The 14,627-nt window shown below is 63.1% G+C and carries 15 protein-coding genes; 9 read left to right on the top strand and 6 right to left on the bottom strand.

Annotated features, from left to right (window positions below; translation table 11 throughout):
* The first annotated feature begins 4 nt into the window (after positions 1 to 4).
* Entirely contained in the window at positions 5 to 577 is a 573-nt protein-coding gene (locus LT40_RS04255) for an acyl carrier protein phosphodiesterase (RefSeq protein WP_043186927.1), read from the top strand.
* A 138-nt stretch (positions 578 to 715) separates the two neighbouring features.
* Here LT40_RS04255 and LT40_RS04260 read toward each other — a convergent pair whose 3' ends face one another.
* A complete protein-coding gene (locus tag LT40_RS04260; protein ID WP_043186929.1) occupies positions 716 to 1,486 on the bottom strand; it encodes a lysophospholipid acyltransferase family protein in 771 nt (256 codons plus the stop codon).
* Positions 1,486 to 2,241 carry an L-ornithine N(alpha)-acyltransferase gene (olsB, locus tag LT40_RS04265; protein WP_043186931.1) on the bottom strand — a complete coding sequence of 252 codons (756 nt, stop codon included), beginning with the start codon at positions 2,239 to 2,241 and terminating at the stop codon, positions 1,486 to 1,488. Before olsB ends, LT40_RS04260 begins: the two co-directional genes overlap by 1 nt.
* Before the next feature lie 208 nt (positions 2,242 to 2,449).
* Here olsB and LT40_RS04270 point away from each other — a divergent pair, with 208 nt between their 5' ends.
* The 4 genes from LT40_RS04270 (at position 2,450) to sbcB (ending at position 6,649) form a co-directional block, all read left to right on the top strand.
* A complete protein-coding gene (locus LT40_RS04270) occupies positions 2,450 to 3,529 on the top strand; it encodes a serine hydrolase domain-containing protein (protein WP_043186933.1) in 1,080 nt (359 codons plus the stop codon).
* A complete protein-coding gene (locus LT40_RS04275; RefSeq protein ID WP_043186935.1) occupies positions 3,526 to 3,855 on the top strand; it encodes a hypothetical protein in 330 nt (109 codons plus the stop codon). The genes LT40_RS04270 and LT40_RS04275 overlap by 4 nt, the downstream gene beginning before the upstream one ends.
* 123 nt (positions 3,856 to 3,978) lie before the next feature.
* Positions 3,979 to 5,136, top strand: a complete 1,158-nt coding sequence (locus LT40_RS04280) for a phospholipase D-like domain-containing protein (RefSeq protein ID WP_043186937.1) — start codon at positions 3,979 to 3,981, stop codon at positions 5,134 to 5,136.
* Between the two features lie 73 nt (positions 5,137 to 5,209).
* Complete coding sequence (sbcB, locus tag LT40_RS04285; RefSeq protein ID WP_043186940.1) at positions 5,210 to 6,649, top strand: exodeoxyribonuclease I; 1,440 nt, start codon at positions 5,210 to 5,212, stop codon at positions 6,647 to 6,649.
* 96 nt (positions 6,650 to 6,745) lie between these two features.
* Here sbcB and mvaT read toward each other — a convergent pair whose 3' ends face one another.
* The gene (gene mvaT, locus LT40_RS04290) at positions 6,746 to 7,126 is read right to left on the bottom strand and encodes a histone-like nucleoid-structuring protein MvaT (RefSeq protein ID WP_043193285.1); all 381 of its coding nucleotides are present in this window, start codon (positions 7,124 to 7,126) and stop codon (positions 6,746 to 6,748) included.
* A 313-nt stretch (positions 7,127 to 7,439) separates the two neighbouring features.
* On the opposite strand from mvaT, the gene purU reads away from it, so the two are divergent.
* Both purU and LT40_RS04300 read left to right on the top strand, forming a co-directional pair.
* On the top strand, positions 7,440 to 8,291 hold the full coding sequence (gene purU, locus LT40_RS04295; RefSeq protein ID WP_043186942.1) for a formyltetrahydrofolate deformylase: 852 nt from the start codon (positions 7,440 to 7,442) through the stop codon (positions 8,289 to 8,291).
* 2 nt (positions 8,292 to 8,293) lie between these two features.
* Complete coding sequence (locus tag LT40_RS04300) at positions 8,294 to 8,536, top strand: hypothetical protein (RefSeq protein WP_043186944.1); 243 nt, start codon at positions 8,294 to 8,296, stop codon at positions 8,534 to 8,536.
* On the opposite strand, the gene LT40_RS04305 is transcribed toward LT40_RS04300, so the two are convergent.
* Positions 8,505 to 9,500, bottom strand: a complete 996-nt coding sequence (locus LT40_RS04305) for a glucosaminyl phosphatidylglycerol flippase (protein ID WP_043186946.1) — start codon at positions 9,498 to 9,500, stop codon at positions 8,505 to 8,507. The two genes, LT40_RS04300 and LT40_RS04305, sit on opposite strands and share 32 nt — an antisense overlap.
* A 282-nt stretch (positions 9,501 to 9,782) precedes the next feature.
* Here LT40_RS04305 and LT40_RS04310 point away from each other — a divergent pair, with 282 nt between their 5' ends.
* Positions 9,783 to 11,255, top strand: a complete 1,473-nt coding sequence (locus tag LT40_RS04310) for a helicase HerA-like domain-containing protein (protein WP_043186948.1) — start codon at positions 9,783 to 9,785, stop codon at positions 11,253 to 11,255.
* A gap of 61 nt (positions 11,256 to 11,316) precedes the next feature.
* Here the strand turns inward: LT40_RS04310 and LT40_RS04315 are convergent, their stop codons facing one another.
* A complete protein-coding gene (locus LT40_RS04315) occupies positions 11,317 to 12,789 on the bottom strand; it encodes an inorganic phosphate transporter (protein WP_043186950.1) in 1,473 nt (490 codons plus the stop codon).
* Positions 12,790 to 13,085: 296 nt separating this feature from the next.
* Positions 13,086 to 13,286: a hypothetical protein gene (locus LT40_RS04320; RefSeq protein ID WP_043193288.1), complete on the bottom strand. Its 201-nt coding sequence runs from the start codon at positions 13,284 to 13,286 to the stop codon at positions 13,086 to 13,088.
* A gap of 295 nt (positions 13,287 to 13,581) precedes the next feature.
* Here LT40_RS04320 and pcaR point away from each other — a divergent pair, with 295 nt between their 5' ends.
* Positions 13,582 to 14,496 carry a pca regulon transcriptional regulator PcaR gene (gene pcaR, locus LT40_RS04325; RefSeq protein ID WP_237749283.1) on the top strand — a complete coding sequence of 305 codons (915 nt, stop codon included), beginning with the start codon at positions 13,582 to 13,584 and terminating at the stop codon, positions 14,494 to 14,496.
* Positions 14,497 to 14,627: the final 131 nt, after the last annotated feature.

The raw sequence follows: 14,627 nt of genomic DNA on the forward strand, positions 1-14,627 counted from the left end.
CGGCATGAACTACCTCGCGCACCTTCATCTCGGCGGTCCTCACCCTGAGCAATTGCTCGGCAGCCTCTATGGCGATTTCGTCAAGGGGCGCCTGGAAGGGCGCTTCAGTGCGCCCCTGGAGGCTGGCATCCGCTTGCATCGTCAGATCGATGCATTCACCGACAGTCATCCGCTGGTACTACGCGCCATTGGCCGTTTCCCGGCAGAACGGCGCCGCTATGCCGGCATCGTCGTCGATGTGTTCTTCGATCACTGCCTGGCACGGCATTGGGCAGATTACTCGCAGCAGCCGCTGGCGGCGTTCACCCGGCATGTCTATCAGGTGCTGGCGGCTGAAGCCGAACTGCCGGGACGGCTGGCGGCCATGGCGCCGCACATGATCGCCGAGGATTGGCTGGGGTCGTACCGTGATTTTCAGATTATCGAGCGGGTGCTGCAGGGGATTTCACGGCGCCTGTCCAAGCCCGAGGGGCTGGCCGGGGCGTTCGAGGAAGTGCAGGCGCTGTATGAGCCGCTGAGCGAGGATTTTCGGGCGTTCTATCCGGTGGTACAGGAGTTCGCTCTGGAGATGCGGTGATTGTGCCGACGTCTTCGCGGCCGATGACCGCTCCCACAGCAGCCCCCGACTCATCTGTGAAAGTGGTCCCACAGAAAGCGCGGACTTATCTGTGGGAGCGGTCATCGGCCGCGAAAAGGGCAACCCGGTACATCTGACTCACGCCGCCCGCCGCATCTCCTCGATCTCACCGAACAACGCAAACCGCACCGCCTCCTGCGCTTCGAAGGCCAGCGCCGCCCGTTCCTTGCCTACGCTGGAAATCGGCGCCAGCACCTGAATCAGTACCTGCCCGCGCGGCTGGGTAAACAGGCGCAGCAGGTGCGACAGCAGATCGTCGTCACCCACGAACGGCGCGATCGCATCCAGCTCGCCATCGCGCTCGTAACGAATCGCGATCGGCTGCACCGGCACGCCGGCATCGATGGCGCTGGACATCAGGCGGCCATGGAACGTGCGCAGGCTATGGCCATCGGTAGTGGTGCCTTCGGGGAAGATCATCAGGTCGAGATCGTTGCGCAGGTGCTGAGTCATCTGCCGCCGGATCAACTGGCTGTCGCCCGCGCCGCGGCGGATGAACAACGTGCCGGCTTTCAGCGCCAGCCAGCCGGCCACCGGCCAGGTGCGCACTTCGGCCTTGGACAGGAACGACAGCGGCGCCAACCTGCCGAGCAAGGGAATGTCGGTCCAGGACACATGATTGCCGACCCACAGCATGGGCGTGCGCGGCAACTCACCCTGCACCGTCACCTCGAAGGGTAGCGCATTGCTCAGCCGTTCCATGAACCAGCGCGACCAGCGCTGGCGCCGCTCCATGCCATTGGGCACGCGCAGCCGTTCCAGCAGGCTGAACGTTGCGGCCAGCGTCAGGCCCAGGCCGATCACCCCGAGCAAGCGCAGGATGCGCGCGTACACGCGCCAGCGCGGCATCACACGGCCGCCTTGAAGTGGCGGGCGTAGCGCGGGCAGAGGTCGTCGCGCTTGAGCAGGATGAACACGTCGGCGACCTGGAAGTCCGGGTCCCAGCACGGCTCGCCGCAGATCTTCGCGCCCAGGCGCATGTAGGCCTTGAGCAGCGGCGGCAGTTCGGCGATGACGTTGCCGGGGATGTCCAGGCTCGGCAGCGGCATCTTCGGCTCGGCGCGCAGGTGCTCGGTGCACAGGTAGCGCTCGCGCAGCCGCTGCATGATCGCCTGGGCCTGGATGCCGCCGTCCTGCATCGGAATGCTGGCGCAGCCCATCAGGTAGTCGTAGCCACCTTCGTTGAGCACTTCGGCCAACTCGCCCCAGAGCACCGCGATAGTGCCGCCGTTGCGATAGGCGGGTGCGACGCAGGTGCGGCCGATCTCCAGGATCGAGCCTTGCAGGTGCACCAGGCCGTGCAGGCTGAATTCTTCTTCGCTGTAGAAGCGCCCTAGACGGTTGGCCGCCTGATGGTCGAGCAGGCGCGTGGTCGCCACCAGTCGCCCGGTGGCCAGGTCGCGCACCCCGATGTGCTGACAGTGGGCGTCGTAGTCGTCGACGTCCAGGCCTTGCTCGGCGCTCTTGAGCTTGGCGTTGAGTTCGGTGCTGAACACCGCAAAGCGCAGGGCCTGGGCCTCGTGCAGAGCTTGCGGGCCGATGAGTCGTTCGGCAAGCAGACGGCGTTCGGTACGGGTGTCGCCAGAGCGTGCGATCTGAGTCATTGCAAGTCTCCAAAAGCCGGCCGATGAGTGCGGCAGGTCGATTTTGCTAGGCATGGCCAGCCTAGGAAGACGCGGTGTCATCACCATGAAGCTTTGGTGATGCTTGCGTGACAGCCCACGCGCCCGCACGCCGCACAACTCTTGCAGCGAACGGCTGTCATACCCGCACTGCACACTCGCTCCAACCTCGATCACGAGCCTTTTTCGCATGCTGCGTCTGTTTATCCTGTCGATCTCTGTGCTGTGCTCGTTACCGTTGTGTGCACACACCTGGCCGTCCGAGCAATGGAGCCAGGCACTGGCACCGGCGTCGCCGGCCGTGGCTGCCTTGGAACGCTACGCGTTCGTGGAACGTGACGACACTGCGCGCCAAGGCGTGCGCACCGACGCGCTGCTGGTCATTCGCGACGGCGAGATCGTCTACGAGCGCTACGCGGGGCCGGGCGCCGTCGACCGTGTGCATGCCACCTGGTCGATCAGCAAGAGCCTGCTGGCCACGGTGCTGGGCGTGGCCTACGGCGAAGGGCGCTTTGCCCTGCAGGATGCCGCCGCCGACTACTTCCAGCCTCTCGACCAGCATCGCGACATACGCGTGCAGGACCTGTTGCACTGGGCTTCCGGCCTGGATTGGCAGGAAGACTACGAATATGCGCCGCTCAATTCTTCGGTGGTGGCCATGCTCTACACCCGGGGTCACCGTGACATGGCCAGTTATGCCGCCAGCCACCGGCGCGCCCATGCTCCCGGTGAACACTTTCGCTACTCCAGCGGCGACAGCAACCTGCTCGCCGCGGCGCTGCGCAACATGGTGGGCCTGCACGAATACCCGGACTACCCTTGGCAGGCGCTGTTCACCCCCCTGGGTATCGACAATGCCGTGTGGGAAACCGATGCCAGCGGTACGTTCGTTGCTTCGTCCTACGCTTACCTGACCGCACGCGACCTGGCGCGCGTAGGCCTGCTGATGCAGCGCGACGGCCAGTGGCGTGGCCGCCAGTTGCTGCCCCAGGCGTGGGTGGCCTTCAATCGCACGCCGTTCGTCCCGAGTCAGGACGTGCCGGGCGAGCCCGCTGCCGGCGGTCATTGGTGGCTCAACAGCAATGGCGCCTGGCCCCATGCTCCGCGCAGTACCATGGCGGCCCTGGGGCATTGGGGGCAGGCCCTGTATGTATTGCCCGAGCAGCGCCTGGTGGTGGTGCGCTATGCCGATGACCGCGATGGCAGCTTCAGCCACGATGCCCTGTTGCAACGGGTGCTTGCCGCCTTCACCGAGGCGGGTGGCCAATGACCGCCGCGCAGCGCGCCTGGGCGGCGCTGAGCCTGGTGGCGTCGCTGGCCGCGGCCACCTGGCTGTGGAACGAGCGCACGCAGTTGCTGGCGTTTCCCGACATCCTCAGTGCCTATTCGGCCAAGGAATACTGTTCGTGCCGCTACGTTATGCAAAACAGCGTCGGCTACTGTCAGAGCTACATCAAGCAGTACCTACCGCTGAGCAGCCTGAGCGAAGATCCAGGGCAACGGCGGGTCCTGGCCAGTGGCCTGGGGCGCAGCAATACGGCGGCCTGGGTCGGGCCACGGCAAGGTTGCCGGTTGATCCCGGGCAGCGACGGATGAATCGGCCCGAACCTGGGCAACCGGTGCCTTTCACCGATGTCTTTCTCCCTTTGGTTACAGGACTGCCCATGCATGATTCGAACGGCTTGCAAGCGACCCTACCTGTCATGAGGGCGCGCTGATATGGGCGGGCCGGTGTTTCCATGGCGCAATTCCAGTGAATTCGAACTGCTCGTCGATGGGCCGCAGTTCTTCCCGCGCATGCTCGAACGCATTGGCCAGGCCGAGCACAGCATCGACGTCGAACTGTATCTGGTGGAAGCCGGTGCCTGTGCCCAGGCCGTGGTCCAGGCACTGCACGCGGCCGCGGTGCGTGGTGTGCATGTGCGATGCCTGTTCGACCATTACGGCTCGCTGGCTTTCACCGCCGAACTGCGCGCCCAGCTGACCGATGCCGGTGTGGAGCTGCGCTTCTATAATCCGATCAGCTGGCGGCGCGGCGTGCGCAATCTCTATCGAGACCATCGCAAGCTGCTGCTGGTGGACCAGCAGTGGGCCATGGTCGGCGGCACCGGTGTGACCGACGAATTCTGGCAACCGGAGCAGAGCGTCAGCGAATGGCACGAAGTGATGGTCGCCATCACCGGCACTCTGGTCGCTGACTGGCAGATGCTGTTCGACCGCCAATGGCGCGCCAACCTGCGGCGTACGGCCTGGCGCCCGCCCACTCATTTCGGCCTGGCGCGGGTGCCGCCCATGCCCGAAGGCGGCCAGGGATTGGGGCGGGTGGCCTATGCCGATGCGCGGCAGCATCGCGACATCCTGCAATCGCTGGTGCGCGCGCTCAACAGCGGTCAGCGGCGCATCTGGCTGGCGACGCCGTATTTCCTGCCGACCTGGAAGGTGCGCCGCTCGCTGCGCCGCGCCGCCAGTCGCGGTATCGATGTGCGACTGCTGCTCACCGGCCCGCGCACCGATCACCCATCGGTGCGTTATGCCGGGCACAACTACTACCCCAAGCTGCTCAAGGCCGGGGTCAAGATCTACGAATACCAGCCGTGTTTTCTGCACTTGAAGATGGTCTTGATCGATGACTGGGTCAGTGTCGGCTCGTGCAACTTCGACCATTGGAACCTGCGCTTCAACCTGGAAGCCAACCTCGAGGCGCTGGACCCCAGCCTGACCGAGGCGGTCGAGCGCAGCTTCACCACCGACTTTGCCGCCAGCCACGAGGTCAGCCTGCGCGACTGGCGTCGTCGACCATTGTGGGGGCGCGTCCAGCAGCGGATCTTCGGCTGGATGGATCGGTTGAGCGTGGCCGTGTTCCGGCGCCGGGGCTGAGCCCGCGCGGCAACCGTGGCCGGATGCCGGGCAGGGCTCTACACTGTCGCGCTACTGCGCACAGGACACCTCAGTGACTTCCAGCATTTTCTGGTACGACTACGAAACCACCGGTATCAACCCGCGCTGCGATCGGCCGCTGCAGGTGGCCGGGATCCGCACCGATGCGGACCTCAACGAGATCGCCGCGCCGGTCAATCTGTACTGCCAACCCAGCGACGACATTCTCCCGCACCCGGCAGCGTGCATGATCACCGGCATCACCCCGGAACGCCTGGCCGACCGCGGCTTGAGCGAAGCCGACTTCATGACTCGGGTCCATGCACAACTGGCCATGCCGGGCACCTGCGGCGCCGGCTACAACACCTTGCGCTTCGACGACGAGATGACCCGCTACAGCCTGTACCGCAATTTCTTCGACCCCTATGGCCGCGAGTGGCAGGGTGGCAACAGCCGCTGGGACCTGATCGATGTGGTGCGCGCCGCCTATGCGTTGCGTCCGGACGGTATCGAGTGGCCGCAGGTGGGCGGTCGGGCCAGCATGCGCCTGGAGTTGCTCACGGCAGCCAATGGCATCGATCATGGACAGGCCCATGACGCCCTGTCCGACGTTCGTGCCACCATCGCCCTTGCGCGGCTCATCCGACAGCGCCAACCGAGGCTCTATGACTGGCTGTTCCAACTGCGCAGCAAACAACGGGTGCAGGAACACATCCAGCTGTTGCAGCCACTGGTACATGTTTCCGGACAATTCGGCGCAGCGCGACGCTATGCCGCAGTAGTAATGCCATTGGCCTGGCATCCGAAGAATCGCAATGCATTGATTGTCTATGACCTGGCCCATGACCCGCAGCCGTTGATCGAACAAAGTATCGAAATATTGCAAGAGCGCCTGTACAAGCGTCGGCAGGACTTGGCGGAAGGCGAAGCACCATTGGCTTTGAAACTTTTGCACATCAATCGATGCCCGGTCATTGCGCCGCTCAGCGTATTGCGCGAAGAAGATTGGCAGCGTCTGAATCTCGACAAACCGCTCTATCAAGCCCGTGCAATGCGCTTGTGCGACGCTCAGCCGCAATGGCATTACAAGCTGCCGCCTTTGTATCAAGCGCAAGCGTTTTCCGAGAGCGTCGATCCAGAGCAACAGTTGTACGACAAATTCATTGGCGACCGCGATCGATTACTGTGTGAACGAATTCGTACATTGGATCCAGAACAGGTGGCCAGCGCCGAGTGGATGTTCGATGACGAACGATTGCCGGAATTATTGTTTCGTTACAGGGCGCGCAACTTTCCACACACCTTGAATCCTCTTGAAACACAGCGCTGGTTGCAATTCTGTCAGCAACGTTTAAGCGACCCGCAATTCGGCGCGCCCATCACCTTGCAAGGTTTCAATGCCGCGCTGGCCGAGTGCCTGGCCAAGGCCGATCCGGCCCAGACACAGGTGCTGCGTCACTGGCAGGCCTACGCGCAAGACCTGACGGCGCGCTTGGGCATCGCGTCGAATTGAGCCGCCGATTCAGCCATAAAAAAACGCCGGTCGCAGGACTGGCGTTCTTTTATCGGGCGTTGTGATTCACACGCGGTGATTCACAAGTTGTAACGATCAGCCCAGGAAAGTGGCCCAGGTCTCGACCACATCGCCGCCCCACTTGGCTTTCCATTCTTTCAGGGTCTTGTGGTTGCCACCTTTGGTTTCGATGACTTCGCCGTTGTGCGGGTTCTTGTATTGTTTGACCTTGCGCGCGCGCTTGGTGCCGGCAACTTTGCCAGTGGCAGGGCGCGGTGCCTTGTTCAACTTGGCTTCCGGATCCAGCAGCGCAATGATGTCGCGCAGCGATTTCTGGTATTCGCCCATCAGGGTGCGCAGTTTGCCTTCGAATTCCAGTTCGGTTTGCAATTTGTCGTCTTGCGACAGGTTTTTCAAGCGAGCTTGCAGCTCTTTGATGGCTTCTTCTGTAGCGCGATATTCGTTGATCAGGGACATGGTCATACCTCGGCAATGCAAGTGTCAGTGGAAACAGTGTCGCGATAATAAGCATCCGCCGAGGCCAAGTAAACATTTAACGCAAACACGGCGCTGAGTCCGACAGTTTATTCAACGCCTGGGTGAACGGTTCTTCATGTGTTCATCGTCCCTATCTATTTAATACCCGTGAACTCATTCACCGTGTGCCCGCCGGCTCGAGGGGCGAGACAGGGGCGTGTGCATCGGCCAGCGAAGGCTGCAATCAATACTGCAGATTTGCCCGTCAGCCGCTAGAATGGCGCCCTTTGCGAAGTTTCTGGAGTTTGAATACATGCGCACTTTTCGGCTGGTGACCGCTTGCCCGGACCGCGTTGGCATCGTTGCCAAAGTCAGCCATTTCCTGGCGTCCCACAATGGCTGGATCAGCGAATCGAACCACCACTCCGATGACCAGAACGGTTGGTTCTTCATGCGCCACGAAATTCGTGCCGACACCCTGCCGTTCGACATCGATGCCTTCCGCGAGGCCTTCACGCCCATCGCCGAAGAGTTCGCCATGGAATGGCGGGTCACCGACACCGCGCAGAAGAAGCGCGTGGTGCTCATGGCCAGCCGCGAATCCCATTGCCTGGCCGACCTGCTGCACCGCTGGCACAGCAACGAGCTGGACTGCGACATCGCCTGCGTGGTGTCCAACCACGATGACCTGCGCAGCATGGTCGAATGGCATGGCATTCCCTACTACCACGTGCCGGTCGACCCTGCGGACAAGCTGCCGGCGTTCGCCGAAGTCTCGCGTCTGGTCGATCAACACCAGGCCGACGTCGTGGTACTGGCGCGCTACATGCAGATCCTGCCGCCCCAGTTGTGCCAGGCCTATGCCGGCAAGATCATCAACATCCACCACAGCTTCCTGCCGTCCTTCGTCGGCGCCAAGCCTTACCACCAGGCCTCGTTGCGCGGCGTGAAGCTGATCGGCGCCACCTGCCACTACGTGACGGAAGAGCTCGACGCCGGCCCGATCATCGAGCAGGACGTGGTGCGCGTCAGCCACAGCGACAGCATCGACGACATGGTGCGCTTCGGCCGTGACGTCGAGAAGATGGTCCTCGCCCGTGGCCTGCGCTATCACCTGGAAGACCGAGTGATGGTGCATGGCAACAAGACCGTCGTGTTCAGCTAAGCATGAGCGAGCCCGGCGACAAGGCCAGTGCCCAGCCGCTGCCGGTACTCGGTGCCGGCTGCGCGAGCCGCTATGATCCCGAGGCGCTGAGCGAAGAGCACGGCACCGATTTTCCGGGCGCCGAGGCGTTGTGGGCGCAGCAGCTGTGTGAACAACAGGTGTGTGAACAGCAGCAGGGCGAGCCTGTGAGCGACGCCGACACGCCTGCCGTGGTCAAGCCTGACGACCCCGCAGCAGCTTGTTGAGCAAGGGCTTGCCCAGCAGCGCAACGAACACCGGGCCACCGGCGATCAGGTAGAAATAGTAGGTGACCAGCCGCCAGATCAGGATGGCGGCGGCAGCAGTCGACTTGCCTACCATGGGCGCCAGCAAGGCGGCCGACGCCAGCTCGGCCGCGCCTGCACCCCCGGGCAGCAGGCTGAACTGGCCCGCGCTCAGGGCCAGCATCTGGATCAGGAAACTCCACGCCCAGTCCACCTCGCTGCCCAGCCCTTGCAAAGTGAAATACAGCACACTGTAGCGCAGCGTCCAGTGCACGCAGGTCAGGGCGAACACCTGGGCAAGCACGCGGCGGGGCAGGCGGAAATTGTCGGCGAAGGCGTCCAGGAAGTGCAGCAGCTTGCGTGCCAGGCGCCGCCGCGTGGCCGGTTTGATGCGCAGCAGTTGCAGGAACCGGCCGTTGAGCTTGATCACCGGGCGGTGATAGCGCGCCAGGATCGCACAGGCAATCAAAGCCCCGGCCATCAGGATGCCGCTGGCCAGCAGCATGCTTTCCAGTGCCTGGCTGAGGTTGTGAAACAGCGCGTAGACCAGAATGCACAGCAGGGCGAAAAAGAAGAACATCAAGTCGTTGAGTTGATCCATGGCGAACACCGCACTGGTCTTGGCCGCGCCGATGCCCTGGCGACCCAGCAGCGCCAGCAGTGTCAGCGGTGCACCGCTGCCGCCCGGGGTGGCGCAATAGGCGAACTCGGCGGCCATGACCACCGCAACGGTCTTCACCCGACCGATGCGCGCCGCCTGCTCGGCCAGCAGCAGGCGCAGGCGCATGGCGTTCACCACCCAGCCGACGCAGATCATGCCGAACATGCCCAGCAACAAGAGCAACGAGAAGCCGCGCAAGCGCTGGAGCATTTCGGTGCCGCCCATGATCACTGGAATCAATACGGCCACGGCGATGATCAGGACCAGCCACACCATTCGGCTCATGGTCGGTGTTTCGTCGCAAGGTTGCAGGGGAGCGAAAGGGCAGTGTGCTGCATAGGAAAGTCCGTGTGGGCCGGCGCCAGGCCGTCGTGGGCGAGATGATAGCCGCGTCGGGGGGATTCGTCAGCGACTTGGCGTTGTGGGGCAGTTGATCTTGTATCGATTGTGCTGGCCTCTTCGCGGGCAGAGGGGCCCTCACTGATTCACCAAAGAGTTTTTTCTGCACGCCGACTTGTTTGGCATTACGCTGGGTCATGCTTCATTGAATAACAGCAGAGGTGCAAGATGACGGATGCCAGACACGTGTTGTTCGGTGCCGATTCCAACGGTGAGCCCGTAGGCCTGGACCTGCGCCTGGCTAACCGCCATGGCTTGATCGCCGGCGCTACCGGCACCGGCAAGACAGTGACCCTGCAACGCCTGGCAGAGGCGTTCAGCGAGGCCGGGGTGGCGGTCTTCGCTGCCGACATCAAGGGCGACCTGTGCGGCCTGGGCGCCAGTGGCAATCCGCAGGGCAAGATCGCCGAGCGGATCGCCCAGATGCCGTGGCTGGGTTATCAGCCCCAGGCCTGCCCGGTCACGCTGTGGGACATTCAGGGGCAGTCCGGTCATCCACTGCGCACCACCCTCAGCGAGATGGGACCACTGCTGCTGGGCAGCCTGCTGGAGCTGACCGACAGCCAGCAGTCCGCGCTGTACGCAGCGTTCAAGGTGGCCGATCGCGAAGGCCTGCTGCTGCTCGATCTGAAGGACCTCAAGGCCTTGCTCAACCACCTTCGGGACAACCCCGAGCTATTGGGCGACGACAGCGCGCTGATGACCACCGGCTCGAGCCAGGCACTGCTCCGCCGCCTCGCCAGCCTGGAGCAGCAGGGCGCCGAGGCGCTGTTCGGCGAGCCTGCGTTGCGCCTGGAAGATATTCTGCACCCGGACGCCGATGGCCGTGGTCGCATCCATTTGCTCGACGCCCGCCGCCTGGTGCACGAGGCGCCAAAAGTCTATGCCACGTTCCTGCTGTGGCTACTGGCCGAACTGTTCGAACAACTGCCCGAGCGCGGCGACGCCGACCAGCCGCTGCTGGCGCTGTTTTTCGACGAGGCGCACCTGTTGTTCAACGGTACGCCCAAGGCCTTGCAGGATCGCCTCGAACAAGTGGTACGCCTGATCCGTTCCAAGGGCGTGGGCGTGTACTTCGTCACCCAATCGCCCAGCGATCTGCCCGATGCGGTACTGGCGCAGTTGGGCCTGCGCATCCAGCACGGCCTGCGTGCGTTCACCGCCCGTGAGCAGAAAGCCCTGAAGGCGGTCGCCGAGGGTTTTCGGCCAAACCCCGAGTTCGACACCCTGGCGGTACTGACCGAACTGGGCACCGGCGAGGCCCTGGTCGGGACGCTGCAGGAAAAAGGCACGCCAGCGATGGTCCGGCGAGTTGCTATCGCGCCTCCCCAGTCGCGTATCGGCCCGCTGACGGATGCCGAGCGCGCCGCTACAGTGCGCAGTTCCTCACTGGCCGGCCGCTACGACAAGCCGGTCGACCGCGAATCCGCCTATGAAATGCTGACCGCGCGCAAACTGCCGCCCACAGCAGATCCTGTACAGCCATCCGAGCCGAGCCTGGCCGACAAGGCCGGCGAGTTTCTCAGTGGGGCAGCAGGGCAGGCGTTGAAGTCGGCGATGCGCCAGGCTGCCAACCAGTTCGGTCGCCAGTTGGTGCGTGGTTTGATGGGCTCTCTGCTGGGCGGTAGCAAACGCAAGTAGGTTTTCCTCACCCATAAAAAAGGCGCCCGCAGGCGCCTTTTTCGTGGGTGTCGCCCGGTACTCAGCCCACCAGTTGGCTGGCCAACCAGAACAGACCGGCCGCCAGACCCATCGACGCCGGCAGGGTCAGCACCCAGGCCAGCATGATGGTACGAACCGTGCCACCTTGCAGGCCGCTCTTGTTGGCCACCATGGTCCCGGCCACGCCCGAGGACAGGATATGGGTGGTCGACACGGGCAGGCTGAAGACGTTGGCCGCACCGATCGCACAGGCGGTGACGATTTGCGCCGACATGCCTTGGGCATAGGTCATGCCCTGCTTGCCGATTTTTTCGCCGATGGTCAGGACCACGCGCTTCCAGCCGACCATGGTGCCGATGCCCAGGGCCAGGGCCACGGCCAGGATCACCCAGAACGGCGAATATTCGGTGGTGGCGGTGAGGTCCTTGCGCAGTTTCTCGAGGTCGGATTTCTCGCGCGGTTCCAGGGCCGGCAGCTTGCCGACCTTCTTCGCCGTGTCATCCAGGCAGAGCAGGTAGCGACGCACTTCGATACGGCGTTCGGCCGGCAGCGAGTGGTAGTCGGATACGCCTTCCAGGGTGCTCAACAGCGCTGCGATGGTCGGTTCGGTCTGCTGTGGATTGCAGCTGAACTTCTCCGGCAGATCGCCTTGCTGAGCCTTGCCCAACGCCAGGAATTCACCCAGGGTAGCCTGGTTGCGCTGGTAGAACTGGCTCAGGTGCTGGGTCGCGTCGCGGGTGCGTTCGATCTGGTAGGTGGTGGCGTTCAGGTCCAGCACGAACTGCTGCGGGACGATGCCGATCAACACCAGCATGATCAGGCCGATACCCTTCTGGCCATCGTTGGAACCGTGTACGAAGCTGACGGCCATGGCCGACAACACCAGCACCAGGCGATTCCAGAAAGGCGGGTGTTTCTTGTCGTCCAGCTTGCGGCGCTGCTCGGGCGTCTTGTGCATCTTGGACGCTGGACGCCACCACTTCAGACCGATCAGCACCAGGGCCGCCGCGACGAAGCCGGCAATGGGCGAGAACACCAGCGAGGCGCCGATATCGATCGCTTTCTGCCAGTTGACGCCGTCGCCCAGGGGAATGTCGTTGATCAGGGCATTGGCCAGGCCCACACCCAGGATCGAGCCGATCAGGGTATGCGAGCTGGACGCCGGAATGCCGAAGTACCAGGTGCCCAGGTTCCAGGTAATGGCCGCGGCCAGCAGCGAGAACACCATGGCCAGGCCGTGTCCGGTGTTGACGTTGATCAGCAACTCGACCGGCAGTAGGTGGACGATCGCATAGGCCACGCCGACGCCGCCCAGCAACACGCCGAGGAAGTTGAAGATACCGGACAGGAACACCGCCAGATGCGGCGGCATGGCCTTGGTATAGATGACTGTGGCCACCGCGTTGGCGGTGTCATGAAAGCCGTTGATGAATTCGAAGGTGAGGACGAACGCCAGCGCTAAGAACAGGCTGATCAACACCCACGCATCCAGTGCGCTGAATAATTCGATCATGAAGGTTTTGTGACCGGGCCATTGAGGGGGCGCGATTATGCCAGAAATCGACACGATACGACTCCCCAGGTGCTGACCGGTGGGTCCGCTTTTTAACCTGGTGACACACAGCGACACATGATCGGGTGACAACGGCCGGCGCCTGAGCCCCGATAATTCGGGCTATCAATCGGCAGTCATCCTTTGGGAGCCTGGGCGAATCATTCAAACGGTTGTATGAAATCTGTCGCCCGATGACGCAATTCTGAAGGCAATTGACGTGGCCTGACGCGCCGAAATCACAGTGCGGCGGCGGGTCAGGCGTTCTGCTGTTGCAGATCCTTCTCGATCTTCTGGATCTCTTCCTGAAAGGCCTGGTCGAGAATGCTGGCGCGTTTGCGCCATGGCTTGCGTTCGGGTTCTGGCTGAGCGGCGTAGGTGGTGATCTCGCCGCCGTAGACTTCCTTGTAACGTTGTTCCTGGCGCTCCAGTTGCGCGCGCAGTTCTTCTTTCGTCACATTCATTACTCTGGTAATTGGAGAGGTTGCAATCAACTGATGACGCTGGAGCAGCGCGTGGCAGTCGAGGACCGCACTATAGCGGGTCTGAAGCCGACGGGGCACAGGGGCCGATCATCTGGTTTGTATCGTGATGCACGATACACGGTGAGAAAGCATAAACAGGGATAAGTTTCAGGGCTCGGGGCTACACGCCGAGTGCCGTGAAACCGACAAAGATCATCGATTTGCGATTATCGCCCACTGGTTCGATAATCGCCCTCGGTCGGTTTCGAAGAATCCAGAGGGCAGCACGATGAGCGAATACACTCCACCGGCAGGCTCGCCAGCGGCAAGTTCTGCACAGCCAGGCTCTCATCAGCCAGGCTCGAAAACGCCGCAGCGCGCTACGTTCAGCTCCCTGGCGCCCCCCATCGTCGCCTCGCCTGCCAAGCGCATCCAGGCCTTCACCGGCGATCCCGATTTCATGACCTCGCTGGCCCGCGGGCTGGCGGTGGTGCAGGCGTTCCAGGAGCGCAAGCGGCACCTGACCATCGCACAGATCAGCCACCGTACGGAAATTCCGCGGGCTGCCGTGCGGCGCTGCCTGCATACCCTCATCAAACTGGGCTATGCCACGACCGATGGCCGCACCTATTCGTTGCTGCCCAAGGTCCTGACCCTGGGCCACGCTTACCTGTCCTCGACGCCGCTGGCCGTGTCGGCGCAGCCGTACCTGGACCGCATGAGCGAGCAATTGCACGAAGCCTGCAACATGGCCACGCTGGAAGGCGACGACATCCTCTACATTGCGCGCTCGGCCACGACCCAGCGACTGATTTCGGTGGACCTGTCGGTAGGCGGGCGGCTGCCGGCGTATTGCACGTCCATGGGCCGGATATTACTGGCCGCGCTCGATGACGCCTCGCTGCATGAGTACCTGCAACACACCGACCTTGCGCCCAAGACCAGCCGGACCCTGACCAGCAAAGTCACGTTGCTGGAGTGCCTGGAACGTGTGCGGGAGCAGGGCTGGTGCATCGTCGATCAGGAGTTGGAACAAGGTCTGCGCTCCATCGCCGTGCCGGTGTACGACGCCTCAGGGCAGGTACTGGCTGCGCTCAATGTCAGCACCCATGCCGGGCGCGTCACCCGAGCGGAACTGGAGCAACGCTTCCTGCCGATTATGCTCGCCGCGAGCCGCGACCTGAGCGCCCAGCTGTTTGCCTGAATCGCCAGGGCAGGGCGCAAGCGTTGCAGTGTGCGGTGACCGCACACATCCGCAGGCGCCTGATTGACCGAGCCGGGGCCCGCTGACTAATGTCCATCGCATCGACCGCTCCCGCGGTCGCCAATAAAAAC

It is taken from the genome of Pseudomonas rhizosphaerae, assembly GCF_000761155.1.
Lineage (GTDB): Bacteria > Pseudomonadota > Gammaproteobacteria > Pseudomonadales > Pseudomonadaceae > Aquipseudomonas > Aquipseudomonas rhizosphaerae.